Annotated in this window: 14 protein-coding genes; 6 read left to right on the top strand and 8 right to left on the bottom strand. The window is 64.0% G+C overall.

Features of this window, described 5'->3' with window-relative positions:
* Positions 1-128 precede the first annotated feature (128 nt).
* The 6 genes from GJ654_RS04805 to GJ654_RS04780 all read right to left on the bottom strand — a co-directional run bounded on the left by GJ654_RS04805 (position 129) and on the right by GJ654_RS04780 (position 4,687).
* Positions 129-581, bottom strand: a complete 453-nt coding sequence (locus GJ654_RS04805; protein ID WP_155444977.1) for a type II toxin-antitoxin system RatA family toxin — start codon at positions 579-581, stop codon at positions 129-131.
* 1 nt (position 582) lies between these two features.
* Positions 583-1,569, bottom strand: coding sequence for a lipoyl synthase (lipA, locus tag GJ654_RS04800; RefSeq protein ID WP_155444976.1), 987 nt, complete (start codon positions 1,567-1,569; stop codon positions 583-585).
* 52 nt (positions 1,570-1,621) lie between these two features.
* Positions 1,622-1,909 carry a DUF5076 domain-containing protein gene (locus tag GJ654_RS04795; protein WP_155444975.1) on the bottom strand — a complete coding sequence of 96 codons (288 nt, stop codon included), beginning with the start codon at positions 1,907-1,909 and terminating at the stop codon, positions 1,622-1,624.
* Positions 1,910-1,957: 48 nt separating this feature from the next.
* Positions 1,958-3,310 carry a pyruvate dehydrogenase complex E1 component subunit beta gene (locus GJ654_RS04790; protein ID WP_155444974.1) on the bottom strand — a complete coding sequence of 451 codons (1,353 nt, stop codon included), beginning with the start codon at positions 3,308-3,310 and terminating at the stop codon, positions 1,958-1,960.
* A 9-nt stretch (positions 3,311-3,319) separates the two neighbouring features.
* Positions 3,320-4,249, bottom strand: a complete 930-nt coding sequence (locus GJ654_RS04785; RefSeq protein ID WP_155444973.1) for a thiamine pyrophosphate-dependent enzyme — start codon at positions 4,247-4,249, stop codon at positions 3,320-3,322.
* A gap of 87 nt (positions 4,250-4,336) precedes the next feature.
* Positions 4,337-4,687 carry an FtsB family cell division protein gene (locus GJ654_RS04780; RefSeq protein WP_155444972.1) on the bottom strand — a complete coding sequence of 117 codons (351 nt, stop codon included), beginning with the start codon at positions 4,685-4,687 and terminating at the stop codon, positions 4,337-4,339.
* A 150-nt stretch (positions 4,688-4,837) separates the two neighbouring features.
* On the opposite strand from GJ654_RS04780, the gene GJ654_RS04775 reads away from it, so the two are divergent.
* Complete coding sequence (locus tag GJ654_RS04775) at positions 4,838-5,041, top strand: hypothetical protein (protein ID WP_155444971.1); 204 nt, start codon at positions 4,838-4,840, stop codon at positions 5,039-5,041.
* Positions 5,042-5,077: 36 nt separating this feature from the next.
* Here the strand turns inward: GJ654_RS04775 and eno are convergent, their stop codons facing one another.
* Positions 5,078-6,361 (bottom strand): phosphopyruvate hydratase, encoded by a 1,284-nt coding sequence (gene eno, locus GJ654_RS04770; protein ID WP_155444970.1) that lies wholly within the window; start codon positions 6,359-6,361, stop codon positions 5,078-5,080.
* 139 nt (positions 6,362-6,500) lie between these two features.
* Here eno and queF point away from each other — a divergent pair, with 139 nt between their 5' ends.
* The 5 genes from queF to glnA all read left to right on the top strand — a co-directional run bounded on the left by queF (position 6,501) and on the right by glnA (position 10,934).
* Positions 6,501-6,962 carry a preQ(1) synthase gene (gene queF, locus GJ654_RS04765; RefSeq protein WP_155444969.1) on the top strand — a complete coding sequence of 154 codons (462 nt, stop codon included), beginning with the start codon at positions 6,501-6,503 and terminating at the stop codon, positions 6,960-6,962.
* 98 nt (positions 6,963-7,060) lie between these two features.
* Positions 7,061-7,663, top strand: coding sequence for a hypothetical protein (locus GJ654_RS04760; RefSeq protein WP_155444968.1), 603 nt, complete (start codon positions 7,061-7,063; stop codon positions 7,661-7,663).
* Between the two features lie 403 nt (positions 7,664-8,066).
* Positions 8,067-8,921, top strand: a complete 855-nt coding sequence (sseA, locus tag GJ654_RS04755) for a 3-mercaptopyruvate sulfurtransferase (protein WP_155444967.1) — start codon at positions 8,067-8,069, stop codon at positions 8,919-8,921.
* 221 nt (positions 8,922-9,142) lie between these two features.
* Positions 9,143-9,481 (top strand): P-II family nitrogen regulator, encoded by a 339-nt coding sequence (locus GJ654_RS04750; protein ID WP_088518832.1) that lies wholly within the window; start codon positions 9,143-9,145, stop codon positions 9,479-9,481.
* 43 nt (positions 9,482-9,524) lie between these two features.
* Positions 9,525-10,934: a type I glutamate--ammonia ligase gene (gene glnA / locus GJ654_RS04745; RefSeq protein WP_155444966.1), complete on the top strand. Its 1,410-nt coding sequence runs from the start codon at positions 9,525-9,527 to the stop codon at positions 10,932-10,934.
* Positions 10,935-11,308: 374 nt separating this feature from the next.
* Here the strand turns inward: glnA and GJ654_RS04740 are convergent, their stop codons facing one another.
* The gene (locus GJ654_RS04740; RefSeq protein WP_155444965.1) at positions 11,309-12,052 is read right to left on the bottom strand and encodes a competence/damage-inducible protein A; all 744 of its coding nucleotides are present in this window, start codon (positions 12,050-12,052) and stop codon (positions 11,309-11,311) included.
* Position 12,053: the final 1 nt, after the last annotated feature.

The following is a 12,053-nucleotide window of genomic DNA, read 5'->3' as shown; positions in this document are numbered from 1 at the left end:
GGTCATACGGTTTCCGCAAGATCGCTTCGCGATCCGCGAAAACGAAATCGCATGGAAATCCTTCAGGCGAAGGGCGGATTTCCGCGCGAGCGGAATACGATTTCCGAACTGATCCTTCGGAAATCGTATCAGACGCCAAAAATCTGGTCGGCCCGGGCTTCGAAGGCCGAAGAAAATTTCCGGAACGCGGCGTCGAACATGCCGCCCATCAGCGTGGCCAGCATACGGTTGCGGAACTCGTAAGCGATGAAGAACTCCACACGACAGCCGCCATGCCCGGCATCCGCAAAAGTCCAGCGGTTCTCCAAATGGCTGAAGGGACCATCGACATAGGTGACATCGATGCGATGCGCGCCGCGATTCAAGACCACCCGGCTGGTGAACTTTTCGCGCACCGCCTTGTAGCCGACCTCCATTTCCGAGACGAAAATCATCGTGCCGTCGGAACCGGGAAAGCGTCGCTTGATTTTGATGCCGAGGCAGAGCGGGACGAATTGCGGGTAGGATTCGACATCGGCGACGAGGTCGAACATCTGCTCCGGTGTGTGCTTGACGACATGGCTGGTGCGAAACGATGGCATGTCAGTCGATCCCTCCCTGCCCGCATTCTTGCCTGCGTTTGGCGCGCAGCTTGACGAAATCGTCGCCGGCGTGATGCGAGGAGCGGGTCAACGGCGAGGCCGAAACCAGGGAAAACCCCTTGGCATAAGCCACGGTTTCGTAGGCCTTGAAAGCCTCGGGCGTAACGAACTCCTTGACAGGAAAATGTTTTTTTGTCGGCTGCAAATATTGGCCGATGGTGAGGAAGTCGACCTCCGCCGAGCGCATGTCGTCCATCAGCTGCAGCACTTCGTTGCGGGTCTCGCCCAGGCCGACCATGATGCCGGACTTCGTAAAAATCTCCGGGTCCAGTTCCTTGACGCGCTGCAGCAGCCGCAACGAGTGGAAATAGCGCGCGCCCGGCCGCACGGTGAGATAGTTCGAGGGCACGGTTTCGAGATTGTGGTTGAACACGTCAGGCTTGGCCGCGACCACGGTTTCGAGCGCGCCGGGCTTGCGCAAAAAGTCGGGCGTCAGCACTTCGATCGTCGTTTTCGGGCTCAACCGCCGGATGGCGGCGATGGTGGCGGCGAAATGCGCGGCGCCGCCGTCCGGGAGGTCGTCGCGGTCGACCGAGGTCACCACCACATGCTGCAAGCCGAGCTTGGCCGTGGCCTCGCCGATATGCTCGGGTTCCTCGGCGTCGAGGGCGGTGGGAAGCCCCGTGGCGACATTGCAGAAGGCGCAGGCGCGGGTGCAGATCTCGCCCATGATCATGAAGGTGGCGTGCTTCTTGTCCCAGCACTCACCCTGGTTCGGGCAATTGGCCTCCTCGCAGACCGTGACGAGCTTGTTCGCCTTGACAATCGCCTTGGTCTCCGCCCAGCCGGCCGAGCCCGGGGCCTTCACGCGAATCCAGTCGGGCTTGCGCGCCAGGGGTTGATCGGGACGGTGCGCCTTTTCGGGATGGCGCGGACGTTCGCCGCTGTTGCGCGGGTCGGCGTTGAGCAGATCGATCACGACGGGCATGGCGTTGTTCCGGTGCAAGTCTTTTTTTTCATGCGCGGCGCGGAGGTTGATGTCAATTGATCGGCGGCGGATCGAAGGTGACGCGGTCGAGCCCCGACTCCAGCGCGACACGCAGTTCGGCGAGCGCCTCCTCGGCGCTCATAGCGGTCTCGTGGGTGTAAACCTGCGCCACCTGCATGGCGAGTTCCGCCAGCAACCGGCCCCACATCTCCGGTTGCTCGAAAGCGCGCTGCATCGACAGCGTCAGGGCGCCGTTGCAGATGAACAGGCGCAGGATCTCCACCCCGCCGTGTTCCTCCACATCCGGAGGCGCGGACAGTTCGATTTTTTCCAGAGACATCACTTTCCCTTTCGGCCGGGGACCGAAAGGCCACGGCGCACCAGACGTTCAAAGACCAAGGACTGATTTCAGCGCCGCCACCACGTCGCCGACCTGTGGCAGCGCCAATTTCTCCAGGTTGGCGGCATAAGGCGCGGGCACATCCTTGGCGGTGACGCGCAGCACCGGAGCCCGCAGCCGCTCGAAGGCGTCCTCCATCAGCCGCGCCGAAATCTCGGCGCCGACGCCGCCCTGCGGCCAGCCCTCCTCGACCACCACGCAGCGCCCGGTCCTTACCACGGAGGCGGTCACGCAATCCATGTCGAGGGGCCGCAACGTGCGCAGGTCGATCACTTCGACATTGACGCCCTGCCCCGCCATGAGTTCCGCCGCCCTCAAGGCCAGGGCGACGCCGCGCGAGAAGGAAACGACGGTCGCATCGGTTCCTGGCCGCGCGATGGCGGCGACGCCGATCTCCACCAGCGCGTCCTCCTCGGAGGGCGCGTCGAATTGCTCGCCGTAAAGCTGCTCGTGTTCCAAAAAAACCACCGGATTGGGGTCGCGGATCGCGGCCTTGAGCAAACCCTTGGCGTCCGAAGCGGTATAGGGCGCGACCACTTTCAGGCCAGGCACATGGGCGAACCAGGCGGAAAAATCCTGCGCGTGCTGCGCGCCGGCGCGGGCGCGCGCGCCGTTCGGGCCGCGAAACACGATCGGACAGTTCAGCGCGCCGCCCGACATATACAGGGTTTTGGCCGCCGAGTTGACGATATGGTCCAGCGCCTGCAGGGCGAAATTGAAGGTCATGAACTCGATCACCGGCCTTAAGCCCGCGAAGGCCGCGCCTACCCCCAGGCCCGCGAAACCGTGCTCGACGATGGGGGCGTCGACCACGCGGCGCGGGCCGAATTCCTGCAACAGGCCCTGGGTGACCTTGAACGTGCCCTGGTGCTGGCCGATGTCCTCGCCGAGCAGAAAAACGCGCGCGTCGCGGCGCATTTCCTCGGCCAGCGCCTGCCGCAGCGCCTCGCGAACGGTGATGCGGGCCGGCGCGGACGCCGGCGCCGATTTTGGCGTGCCGCCGGATGTTGGCGCGGCGCAGGGTTTTGGCGCGACCGCGGGCTGGAGCGGCGGCGGCGCGGGCCTCGCTTGCGGAGGCTCTGGCGCGACGGGCGCCGGCTCCGGCGCCGACTGGATGGCGGCGATGGGCGCGTTCACCGCGACATTTTCCCCCTCGGGCGCGAGAATGCGCGCGAGCACGCCGGATTCGGCGGCTTCGACTTCAATCGTCGCCTTTTCCGTCTCGACTTCCGCCAGGATGTCGCCGGCCTCGATGAACTCGCCCTCGCGCTTCAGCCAGCGGACGAGCTTCCCCTGTTTGATTTCGGGCGAGAGGGCGGGCATCAGCACATGCGTGGTCATGGCCGGTCTCTAGAGCAGAATGTCGGTCAAGAGCTCGGAATCTTCCGGCTCGTCGCAACTCACCGCCTGGTCGGCGATCTCGGCGACCCGCGCGCGGATCTCCGCATCCACATGCCGCAGGTCCGCCTCCTGGGCGAAGCCCGCCGCCAGGATCGCCGCGCGCAGCCGCTCCACGGGATCGCGTTCCCCGTGCTTGCGTCTCTGCTCGGCGGCGGCATGGCCGCGAAAGCGCTCGATGCGCATTTCCAGCAGCGTGGGACCATTGCCGGCGCGCGCCCAGCCGAGCGCCCTCGCGGCGGCCTCGCGCACCGAGGTCAGACACATGCCATCGACCGACTCGCCGGGAATGTTGAAGGACGCGCCGCGCTGGGCCAGCGCCGGGCGCTCGAACTGCGGCAGGTTGTTCTCGATCACATAGACGATGGGCAGGCTCCAGCGCTCGGCCATGACAAAACTCTCAGTGAGCTGGCCCTGGTCGGCGGCGCCGTCGCCGATCAGGGCGACGCAAACCTTGCCGTCGCCGCGATAGGCGTTGGCGAAGGCGAGACCGGTTCCGATCGGCGCCTGCGCGCCCGTAATCCCCTGTCCGCCAAAGAAATCGCGCCCGGGCGCGAACATGTGCATGGAGCCGCCCTTGCCGCGCGAAATGCCGTAGCGGCGCCCGACCAGCTCCGCCATCACCGCGCGCGGGTCAGCGCCGCTGGCGAGCAGGTGGCCGTGCATGCGATAGGAGGCGATGAACTGGTCGCCGATCCGCGCCGCCTGCCGCAATCCGACGGCGACCGCCTCCTGGCCGACGCACAGATGACAAAAGCCGCCGATCAGGCCCATGGCGAACATCTGCCCGGCCCGTTCCTCGAAGCGGCGAATGAGCAGCATGGCGCGAAAGCTCGCCAGCAGATCGCAGGAGCTAAAATCCGCCAGACTTTGCGTCGCCATTTCGCCTCCCGTTGCTGAAGCGGCGTCTGCCCCGGACGATTCCGTTGGAAAGCGTAGCAGAAGCGCTGGGAAATGCGAGAGGGCGCCTCAGCGCCGAGTCGTCGAACCGGTCGTTTCGGCGCTGACCGAAGGCAGGAAGATCATCAGATCGTTCTTGCCGACGTGGTTGAGCAGAGTGCGGGCGCGTTCGTCGAGCAGGTCGCGGTCGATTTCCGGGCCGCGCAGCAAGGAGATTCGGTTGCGCCAATAGCCCTCTTCCGCGCGCACCGTCTTCAGCTTCGCTTCGATCTCGGCCATTTCCCGGCGTGTCGCCTGATCGGCCTCGAGCCCGCGCTGGCCGCGCGCGGCCTGCCAAAAGAAATACGAGCCCACCGCGCCGGAGAAGGCGTAGAAGGCCAGCGGAATGAGAATGGCGGCGAGACGCGTGCGGACAACCATGGCGCATCATCGCGCGTTTTGGTTAGGCGGCGGTTAACGGTTGATGATTTCCCGGCGGCGCCGAAGTTGAACCTCCCTGGGCGAACCGGGGGCGGCTGTCTCGTCGCGAGACATTTCCCCCAAGAAACAGTTCCTCAATGGGAGCCCGCCATGTCCAGTCTGGGATTTTCCGTCGAAAAAAAGGCCCCGCCCGGCCCCCGCCGCGGTTCGGTCGTTCGTGAAGTCAGACACAGGGACCAGAAGAACGACGTGAGCTTCGTCGCGAGCATGTTCGTGCTCGGCTTGGCCCTGCTCGCCCTTGGCGCCTATCACAATCAGGCGGGCGCGCTGGTCCGAAATCTGTTCGGCTTCTGAAATGCGAGCGGCGCCCGAAGGCGCCGCCGCACATTCTCAGGCCAGCGCCTTCAGAGCGGCGCGGCCGGCGTAAACCGCCTGCTTGCCCAGCTCCTCCTCGATGCGGATCAGCTGGTTGTACTTGGCCAACCGGTCGGAGCGGGCGAGCGATCCCGTCTTGATCTGGCCGCAGTTGGTGGCGACGGAGAGATCGGCGATGGTCGAATCCTCCGTTTCGCCCGAGCGGTGCGACATCACGGCGGTGTAGCCGGCGCGCTGGGCCATGTCGACGGCGGCCAGGGTCTCGGTGAGCGAGCCGATCTGGTTGACCTTGATCAGAATGGAATTGGCGACGCCCTTCTTGATGCCGTCCTTCAGGCGCGCGGTGTTGGTGACAAACAAATCGTCGCCGACGAGTTGCACCGACTTGCCGATCAGATCGGTGGTGATCTTCCAACCCTCCCAATCGTCTTCCGAATTGCCGTCCTCGATGGTGACGATCGGATAGGCGTCGCAGAGTTTCTTTAGATATTCGGCCTGCTCCTGAATGGAGCGCACCTTGCCCTCGCCTTCATAATGATAGGCGCCATTCTTGAAGAACTCGGTGGAGGCGCAATCGAGGCCGAGCGCGATGTCCTGGCCGGGCTTGAAGCCGGCGGCCTCGATCGCCTTCATGACGAAATCCAGCGCCGCTTCGGCGGAAGGCAGGTTGGGGGCGAAACCGCCCTCGTCGCCGACATTGGTGTTATGGCCGGCCTTCTTCAGCGCCGACTTCAGGCCATGAAACACTTCCGCGCCCCAGCGCACCGCTTCCCGGATCGACTCCGCGCCGACCGGCAGGATCATGAATTCCTGGAAGTCGATGGGATTGTCGGCGTGAACGCCGCCATTGATGATGTTCATCATCGGGGTCGGCAGCACGCGCGCCTGGGTCCCGCCGACGTAGCGGTAAAGCGGCAGGCCGGAGGCGTCGGCGGCGGCCTTGGCCACCGCGAGCGAAACGCCCAGAATGGCGTTGGCGCCGAGACGCGCCTTGTTGGGCGTGCCGTCGAGTTCGATCATGGCGGTGTCGATGCCGACCTGGTCCTCGGCGTCGAGGCCGGAAACGGCGTCGAAAATCTCGCCATTGACGGATTCCACCGCCTTGAGCACGCCCTTGCCGAGATAGCGGGCCTTGTCGCCGTCGCGCAGTTCGACGGCCTCATGGGCGCCGGTCGAGGCGCCCGAGGGCACGGCGGCGCGGCCGAACGAGCCGTCATCCAGGGTCACGTCGACTTCGACCGTGGGATTTCCGCGCGAGTCCAGAATTTCGCGAGCGGCGATGTCGATGATCTCGGTCATAGTGTTTCCCCTGGCGTTGGCATTGCGCGCGTCATAGGCGAATTGCGCGCAATTAAAAAGAGGCGGAGCGCCGCAGTCCGCCAAAATCCTTGCGATGCGGCGGCGGTCCGCCTAAATGCGGCGCAAAGAGGTTTTGTTGATGGTTCACACACATGACGGCGCCGACCTGCTCGGCAAACAGGCGCAGGCGCCGAAAAGCCCGGAGGAGGCCGAACTCGACCGCGTGCCCAACCCGCACCCGGACGTCGTCTATCTCGCCCGCTTCGTCCAGCCGGAATTCACCTCGCTCTGCCCGGTGACGGGTCAGCCGGATTTCGCCCATCTGGTGATCGACTATGCGCCCGACCAATATCTGGTCGAATCGAAGTCGCTCAAATTTTACCTGACCTCGTTCCGCAACCACGGCGCCTTCCACGAGGACTGCACCATCCGCATCGCCAAGGATCTGGTGGCCGCCCTAAAACCGCGCTGGCTGCGCATCGGCGGCTACTGGTATCCGCGCGGCGGCATGCCGATCGACGTGTTTTGGCAGACCGGCGAACCGCCGAAAGGCCTGTGGCTGCCGGACCCGGGCGTCCCAAGCTATCGCGGCCGAGGCTGAGGGATAAGGGGACTGGATCGCATGGCGCGCCAGAGGCGCCGACGGCTTGACGCGTCGATGCGCGCAATGCGTTCCTGTCCCCGCCCAGGGAGCTCGCCATGAAGCGATTTCATCTGACCGCCGCCCTGCTTGCCCTCACCACGCCCGCGAGCGCGCAGACCTCCAGCGCCTACACCGAATTCGACTCCGCCACATGCCGCCATGCGAAGGGCGACGCCCCCGAGGAGTACGGGACGTGGACCTGCCCCGGCTCCGCAGGTTTTAAGGTGATCCTGAGCGCCGGCGACCAAAAAATGTCGGTGGCTTTTTCCGACGGCAAGGCGGGCGCGTGGCAAACCTTCCCCGCGACCAACGACGTTTATAAGGGCAAGGTCGAGTGGCGGCTCGCGGGCGGCCGCCCCATCGCGACCATCCTGCGCTGGAACGTCGCCACCCAGGCCGACATCGACAAGGCGACGGGACCGTTCACGCCCTCCGGCCGGGTGCTGGTGGTGTCGCGCCTCGGCGGTCCAAGCTGCCACATCGGCTATGTGGACGCGCGCGCCAATGCCGACGCCAACGAACTGGCGCGCCAGATCGCCGACGAAAGCGCAAGGGTTTTCAGATGCGGCGTGGACAAGCCGGTCGTGCGCGGCGCGGTGACGCCGGGCCTGGCCATGCCGGAAAACGCAGGCCAAAAAGCGCGCGACAGTGAAAAGTGAAAACGAACCTGCCGGGCTTGACAAAAGGCAAATTTTTGTTCCCGATATGTTCCACGTGGAACATATCGTCGTAAATTCCTGATCTCGCGTCTATAAATTCGTTCTCATCGCCTCCGCCTCCGCGCCCCTCGCGCCGCAACCTCCGGGTTGTCAGCGCGAAAACCGACGTTTTTTGCGCGGTTTTTCCACGAAAATGCAGAAAAACGCACGATTTCGATCACTTTTTCGCAGTCCAGCCTCAACCCAGAATTGCATTTCCGCGCAAATCGTCCCCTCGCCACCGCACAAGACAGACCATAACCATACCGCCGCAACCACCGCCCCAACAAAACCCCCCGCGTCTTTCTGCGGGGTTTTATCCGCCCGCCGTTGCGCTAATTTGTGCGCTCCAATGGAGAGGCGCATGACGGGTTTGAACGAGACATATCTGGTTTCCACGGATTGGCTGGCGAAGCATCTGGGCTCGCCGGGCCTCGCCATCGTCGACGCCTCCTGGCATCTGCCGGCGACGGGACGCAATGGCGCCGAGGAATTTTTGGCCCAGCACATCCCGCACGCCGTGCATTTCGACATCGACGCCATCGCCGACACGACCACCAACCTGCCGCACATGCTGCCCGACGCCATTGCCTTTTCCGCCGCGGTGCGAAAACTCGGCATCGGCGACGGCATGAAGATCGTCGTCTATGATTCCGTCGGCCTGTTTTCCGCGCCGCGCGTCTGGTGGACTTTTCGAGTCTTCGGCGTGCGCGACGTGGTGATCCTGGACGGCGGCCTGCCCAAATGGCTCGCGGAAAACCGGCCCGTGGAGGACGGCCCGGCCCGGCCGCAGTCGCGCCATTTCACCCCCCGAATCGACCACCGGCTGATCGCCTCGACGATCGACATGCTCGCGGCCTCCAACAGCGGCGCCGCGCAGATCGTCGACGCCCGCTCCGTCGCCCGCTTCCAGGGCGACGAAATCGAGCCGCGCCCCGGCCTGCGCTCCGGCCATATCCCGCGCTCCCGCAACCTGCCCTGGGCCGAACTGGTGCAAGACGGACGGCTGCGCCCTCCCGCCGAACTGGAGGCGGCCTTCGCCAAGGCCGGCGTGAACACGGCCAAACCCGTGCTCACCACCTGCGGCTCCGGCGTCAGTGCCTCAATTTTGTCCTTTGCGCTCGCCAACGCCGGCCACGACATCGCGCCGGTCTATGACGGCTCCTGGTCGGAATGGGGACAGGCGTCCAACCGGCCGGTCGCGATCGGCCCCGCGTGACGCCAAAACGGAGGAAAGCGGCGGCGACGCCGCCTTTCTCCGCAAGTTGTGCGACCTTTCGTCATTTGCACAGGATTTAGACAGTTTTGCTTATTCTCACGGCAATTTGCGAAAAAATCACTCCCTGCCGCGCTGGCAAGCCAAGCATTGCAGTGCTATGACGCTCGGGTTCCGCGCGGGATCTGTAAAAACCCGCGTTTGACAGGGAGAAGCCCCCGGGAATGAAAAAAGTCGAAGCGATCATCAAGCCTTTCAAGCTCGACGAGGTGAAGGAGGCGCTTCAGGAAGCCGGACTTCATGGCATCACGGTCACCGAGGCCAAGGGGTTTGGACGCCAGAAGGGCCATACGGAGCTGTATCGCGGCGCCGAATATGTCGTGGACTTTCTCCCCAAGGTGAAGATCGAGCTCGTCCTGGCCGACGAAGCCGTGGAGCGCGCCGTCGAGGCGATCCGCAAGGCGGCGCAAACAGGCCGAATTGGCGACGGCAAGATCTTCATTTCCAACATCGAAGGCGCAATCCGCATCCGCACCGGCGAGACCGGCGTGGACGCCGTCTGATCCTTAACCTCCCCCAAAACGTCATCTTTACAAGAGGCGCATTATGACGACTGCCAAGGACGTTCTGAAGAAAATCAAGGACGAAGACATCAAGTATGTCGACCTCCGCTTTACCGATCCGAAGGGCAAGTGGCAGCACGTCACCTTCGACATCTCCATGGTCGACGAGGACTTCTTCGCCGAAGGCCAGATGTTCGACGGCTCCTCGATCGCCGGCTGGAAGGCGATCAACGAATCCGACATGAAGCTGATGCCCGATCCGGCCACCGCCTTCGTCGACCCCTTCTTCTCCGCCTCGACCATGTCGATCACCTGCGACGTGCTCGAGCCGATGACCGGCGAGCCCTACAACCGCGATCCGCGCGGCATCGCCAAGAAGGCCGAAGCCTATCTGAAGTCCTCCGGCATCGGCGACACCGCCTTCTTTGGCCCGGAAGCCGAATTCTTCGTCTTCGACGACGTCCGCTTCAAGGCCGACCCCTACAACACGGGTTTTGTCCTCGACCACACGGAACTGCCGACCAACTCCGACACCCCCTACGAGGGCGGCAACCTCGGCCACCGCGTCCGCACCAAGGGCGGCTATTTCCCGGTTCCGCCGGTCGATTCCTGCCAGGACATGCGCGGCGAGATGCTGGCGGCCATGGCGGCCATGGGCTGCAAGGTCGAGAAGCACCACCACGAAGTGGCCTCCGCCCAGCATGAGCTCGGCCTCAAGTTCGGCACGCTGACCACGATGGCCGACCACATGCAGATCTACAAGTACGCGATCCATCAGGTCGCGAACTCGTACGGCAAGACCGCGACCTTCATGCCGAAGCCGATCTACGGCGACAACGGCTCGGGCATGCACGTCCACCAGTCGATCTGGAAGAACGGCAAGCCGACCATGGCTGGCGACAAGTATGCCGACCTCTCGCAGGAATGCCTGTACTACATCGGCGGCATCATCCGTCACGCCAAGGCTCTGAACGCCTTCACGAATCCGTCGACCAACTCCTACAAGCGTCTGGTCCCCGGCTTCGAGGCCCCGGTTCTGCTGGCCTATTCCGCCCGCAACCGTTCGGCGTCCTGCCGTATTCCGTGGTCGAACAACCCGAAGGCCAAGCGCGTGGAAGTTCGCTTCCCCGATCCGACCGCCAATCCGTATCTGGCCTTCGCGGCCATGCTGATGGCCGGCCTCGACGGCATCGTCAACAAGATCGATCCGGGCGCCGCGATGGACAAGGATCTGTACGATCTGCCGCCGCGTGAGCTGAAGAAGATCCCGACCGTGTGCGGGAGCTTACGCCAGGCTCTGGAAAACCTCGACAAGGACCGCGCGTTCCTCAAGGCGGGCGACGTGTTCAACGACGACTTCATCGACAGCTACATCGAGCTGAAGATGCAGGAAGTCTATCGCACCGACATGACCCCGCATCCGGTCGAATACGACATGTACTATTCGGTCTGATTTTTCAGACTGCACGGAAAGGGCGGCCGAAAGGCCGCCCTTTTTGTTTGACGACCACGCAAAAAGCTCGCGAGGCGCCACTCCCTCTCCCCCCGCGCGCGGGGGGAGGGTTGGGGTGAGGGGGACTCTGGCGTTAAATCGAACCTTTCTCGGCCCGCCCGGCGGCGCCCTTCAACCGTTGCCGCTGCACGGTTTCCTCCAGCGCTGAACGTGTCGCGCCCAACCTCGATGTTTCGCCTCGATCATTCCACCGTCATTGCGAGCGGAGCGAAGCAATCCATGCCGCGGTTCGCGCGCAAGGTGGATTGCTTCGCTCCGCTCGCAACGACGGCGCTGAAGGCGAAAAAAACTGAAAAAAAAAGCCGTTCCCGCGCTCAAAGCCGATGCCGCTGCGCCGTTTCCTCGAGCAGCGCCGCCACATCCGCCTCCGCCGCCGCCAAGGCGTCAGACTCCTTGCAGCGCAACACCACCTGGTTCACAAAACGCCCATCCTGCAAGCGCGGGTAAGACCCGATCGACACGCTCGGATGCTTTTTCGCCAACCCCGCGAGCCCCTCGCCATAGGCCCCCTCGGGCAGGCCATGGGCGTCGAGCGTGGCCGAAATCATCGGCGTTCCCCGCGAAATTTTGGGCGCGACGCCGTCGAGCATGGCCTGCATAATAAAAGGCACGCCGGCCATCACGATGACATTGCCGATCCAAAACCCCGGCGCCCGCGACACCGGATTATCCACCAACTCGGCGCCGTGGGGAATGCGCGCCATGCGCCTGCGCGCGGCGTTCAAATCCTCCGGCTTGATCCGCTCCAGCAGAAGCGCAATGGCGCGCGGATCCTCGAAAATCTCGACTCCAAAAGCCTTGGCCACGGCGTCGGCGGTAATATCGTCGTGGGTCGGCCCGATGCCGCCGGTGGTAAAAACATACGCATATTTCGCCCGCAAAGCGTTCACCGCCGCGACGATCTCCTCCTCTACGTCGCCGACCACGCGGATTTCGCGCAGGTCGACGCCGATTTGCGCAAGGAAATGGGCGATATAGCCGCTATTCGTATCCTTGGTGCGCCCCGACAGAATTTCGTCGCCGATCACAAGCACAGCGGCGGTGACATGTTCGCTCATG

It is taken from the genome of Rhodoblastus acidophilus (assembly GCF_009720655.1).
GTDB classification, from domain to species: domain Bacteria; phylum Pseudomonadota; class Alphaproteobacteria; order Rhizobiales; family Beijerinckiaceae; genus Rhodoblastus; species Rhodoblastus acidophilus_A.
Note: the sequence above shows the minus strand (reverse complement) of the source record. Positions and strands in the feature narration are given on the sequence as shown.

Bases quoted from the DNA above. Each gene is read 5' to 3' on its own strand.
- GJ654_RS04805 (WP_155444977.1), bottom strand. From the start codon at position 581: ATGCCATCGTTTCGCACCAGCCATGTCGTCAAGCACACACCGGAGCAG.
- lipA (WP_155444976.1), bottom strand. From the start codon at position 1,569: ATGCCCGTCGTGATCGATCTGCTCAACGCCGACCCGCGCAACAGCGGC.
- GJ654_RS04795 (WP_155444975.1), bottom strand. From the start codon at position 1,909: ATGTCTCTGGAAAAAATCGAACTGTCCGCGCCTCCGGATGTGGAGGAA.
- GJ654_RS04790 (WP_155444974.1), bottom strand. From the start codon at position 3,310: ATGACCACGCATGTGCTGATGCCCGCCCTCTCGCCCGAAATCAAACAG.
- GJ654_RS04785 (WP_155444973.1), bottom strand. From the start codon at position 4,249: ATGGCGACGCAAAGTCTGGCGGATTTTAGCTCCTGCGATCTGCTGGCG.
- GJ654_RS04780 (WP_155444972.1), bottom strand. From the start codon at position 4,687: ATGGTTGTCCGCACGCGTCTCGCCGCCATTCTCATTCCGCTGGCCTTC.
- GJ654_RS04775 (WP_155444971.1), top strand. From the start codon at position 4,838: ATGTCCAGTCTGGGATTTTCCGTCGAAAAAAAGGCCCCGCCCGGCCCC.
- eno (WP_155444970.1), bottom strand. From the start codon at position 6,361: ATGACCGAGATCATCGACATCGCCGCTCGCGAAATTCTGGACTCGCGC.
- queF (WP_155444969.1), top strand. From the start codon at position 6,501: ATGGTTCACACACATGACGGCGCCGACCTGCTCGGCAAACAGGCGCAG.
- GJ654_RS04760 (WP_155444968.1), top strand. From the start codon at position 7,061: ATGAAGCGATTTCATCTGACCGCCGCCCTGCTTGCCCTCACCACGCCC.
- sseA (WP_155444967.1), top strand. From the start codon at position 8,067: ATGACGGGTTTGAACGAGACATATCTGGTTTCCACGGATTGGCTGGCG.
- GJ654_RS04750 (WP_088518832.1), top strand. From the start codon at position 9,143: ATGAAAAAAGTCGAAGCGATCATCAAGCCTTTCAAGCTCGACGAGGTG.
- glnA (WP_155444966.1), top strand. From the start codon at position 9,525: ATGACGACTGCCAAGGACGTTCTGAAGAAAATCAAGGACGAAGACATC.
- GJ654_RS04740 (WP_155444965.1), bottom strand. From the start codon at position 12,052: ATGAGCGAACATGTCACCGCCGCTGTGCTTGTGATCGGCGACGAAATT.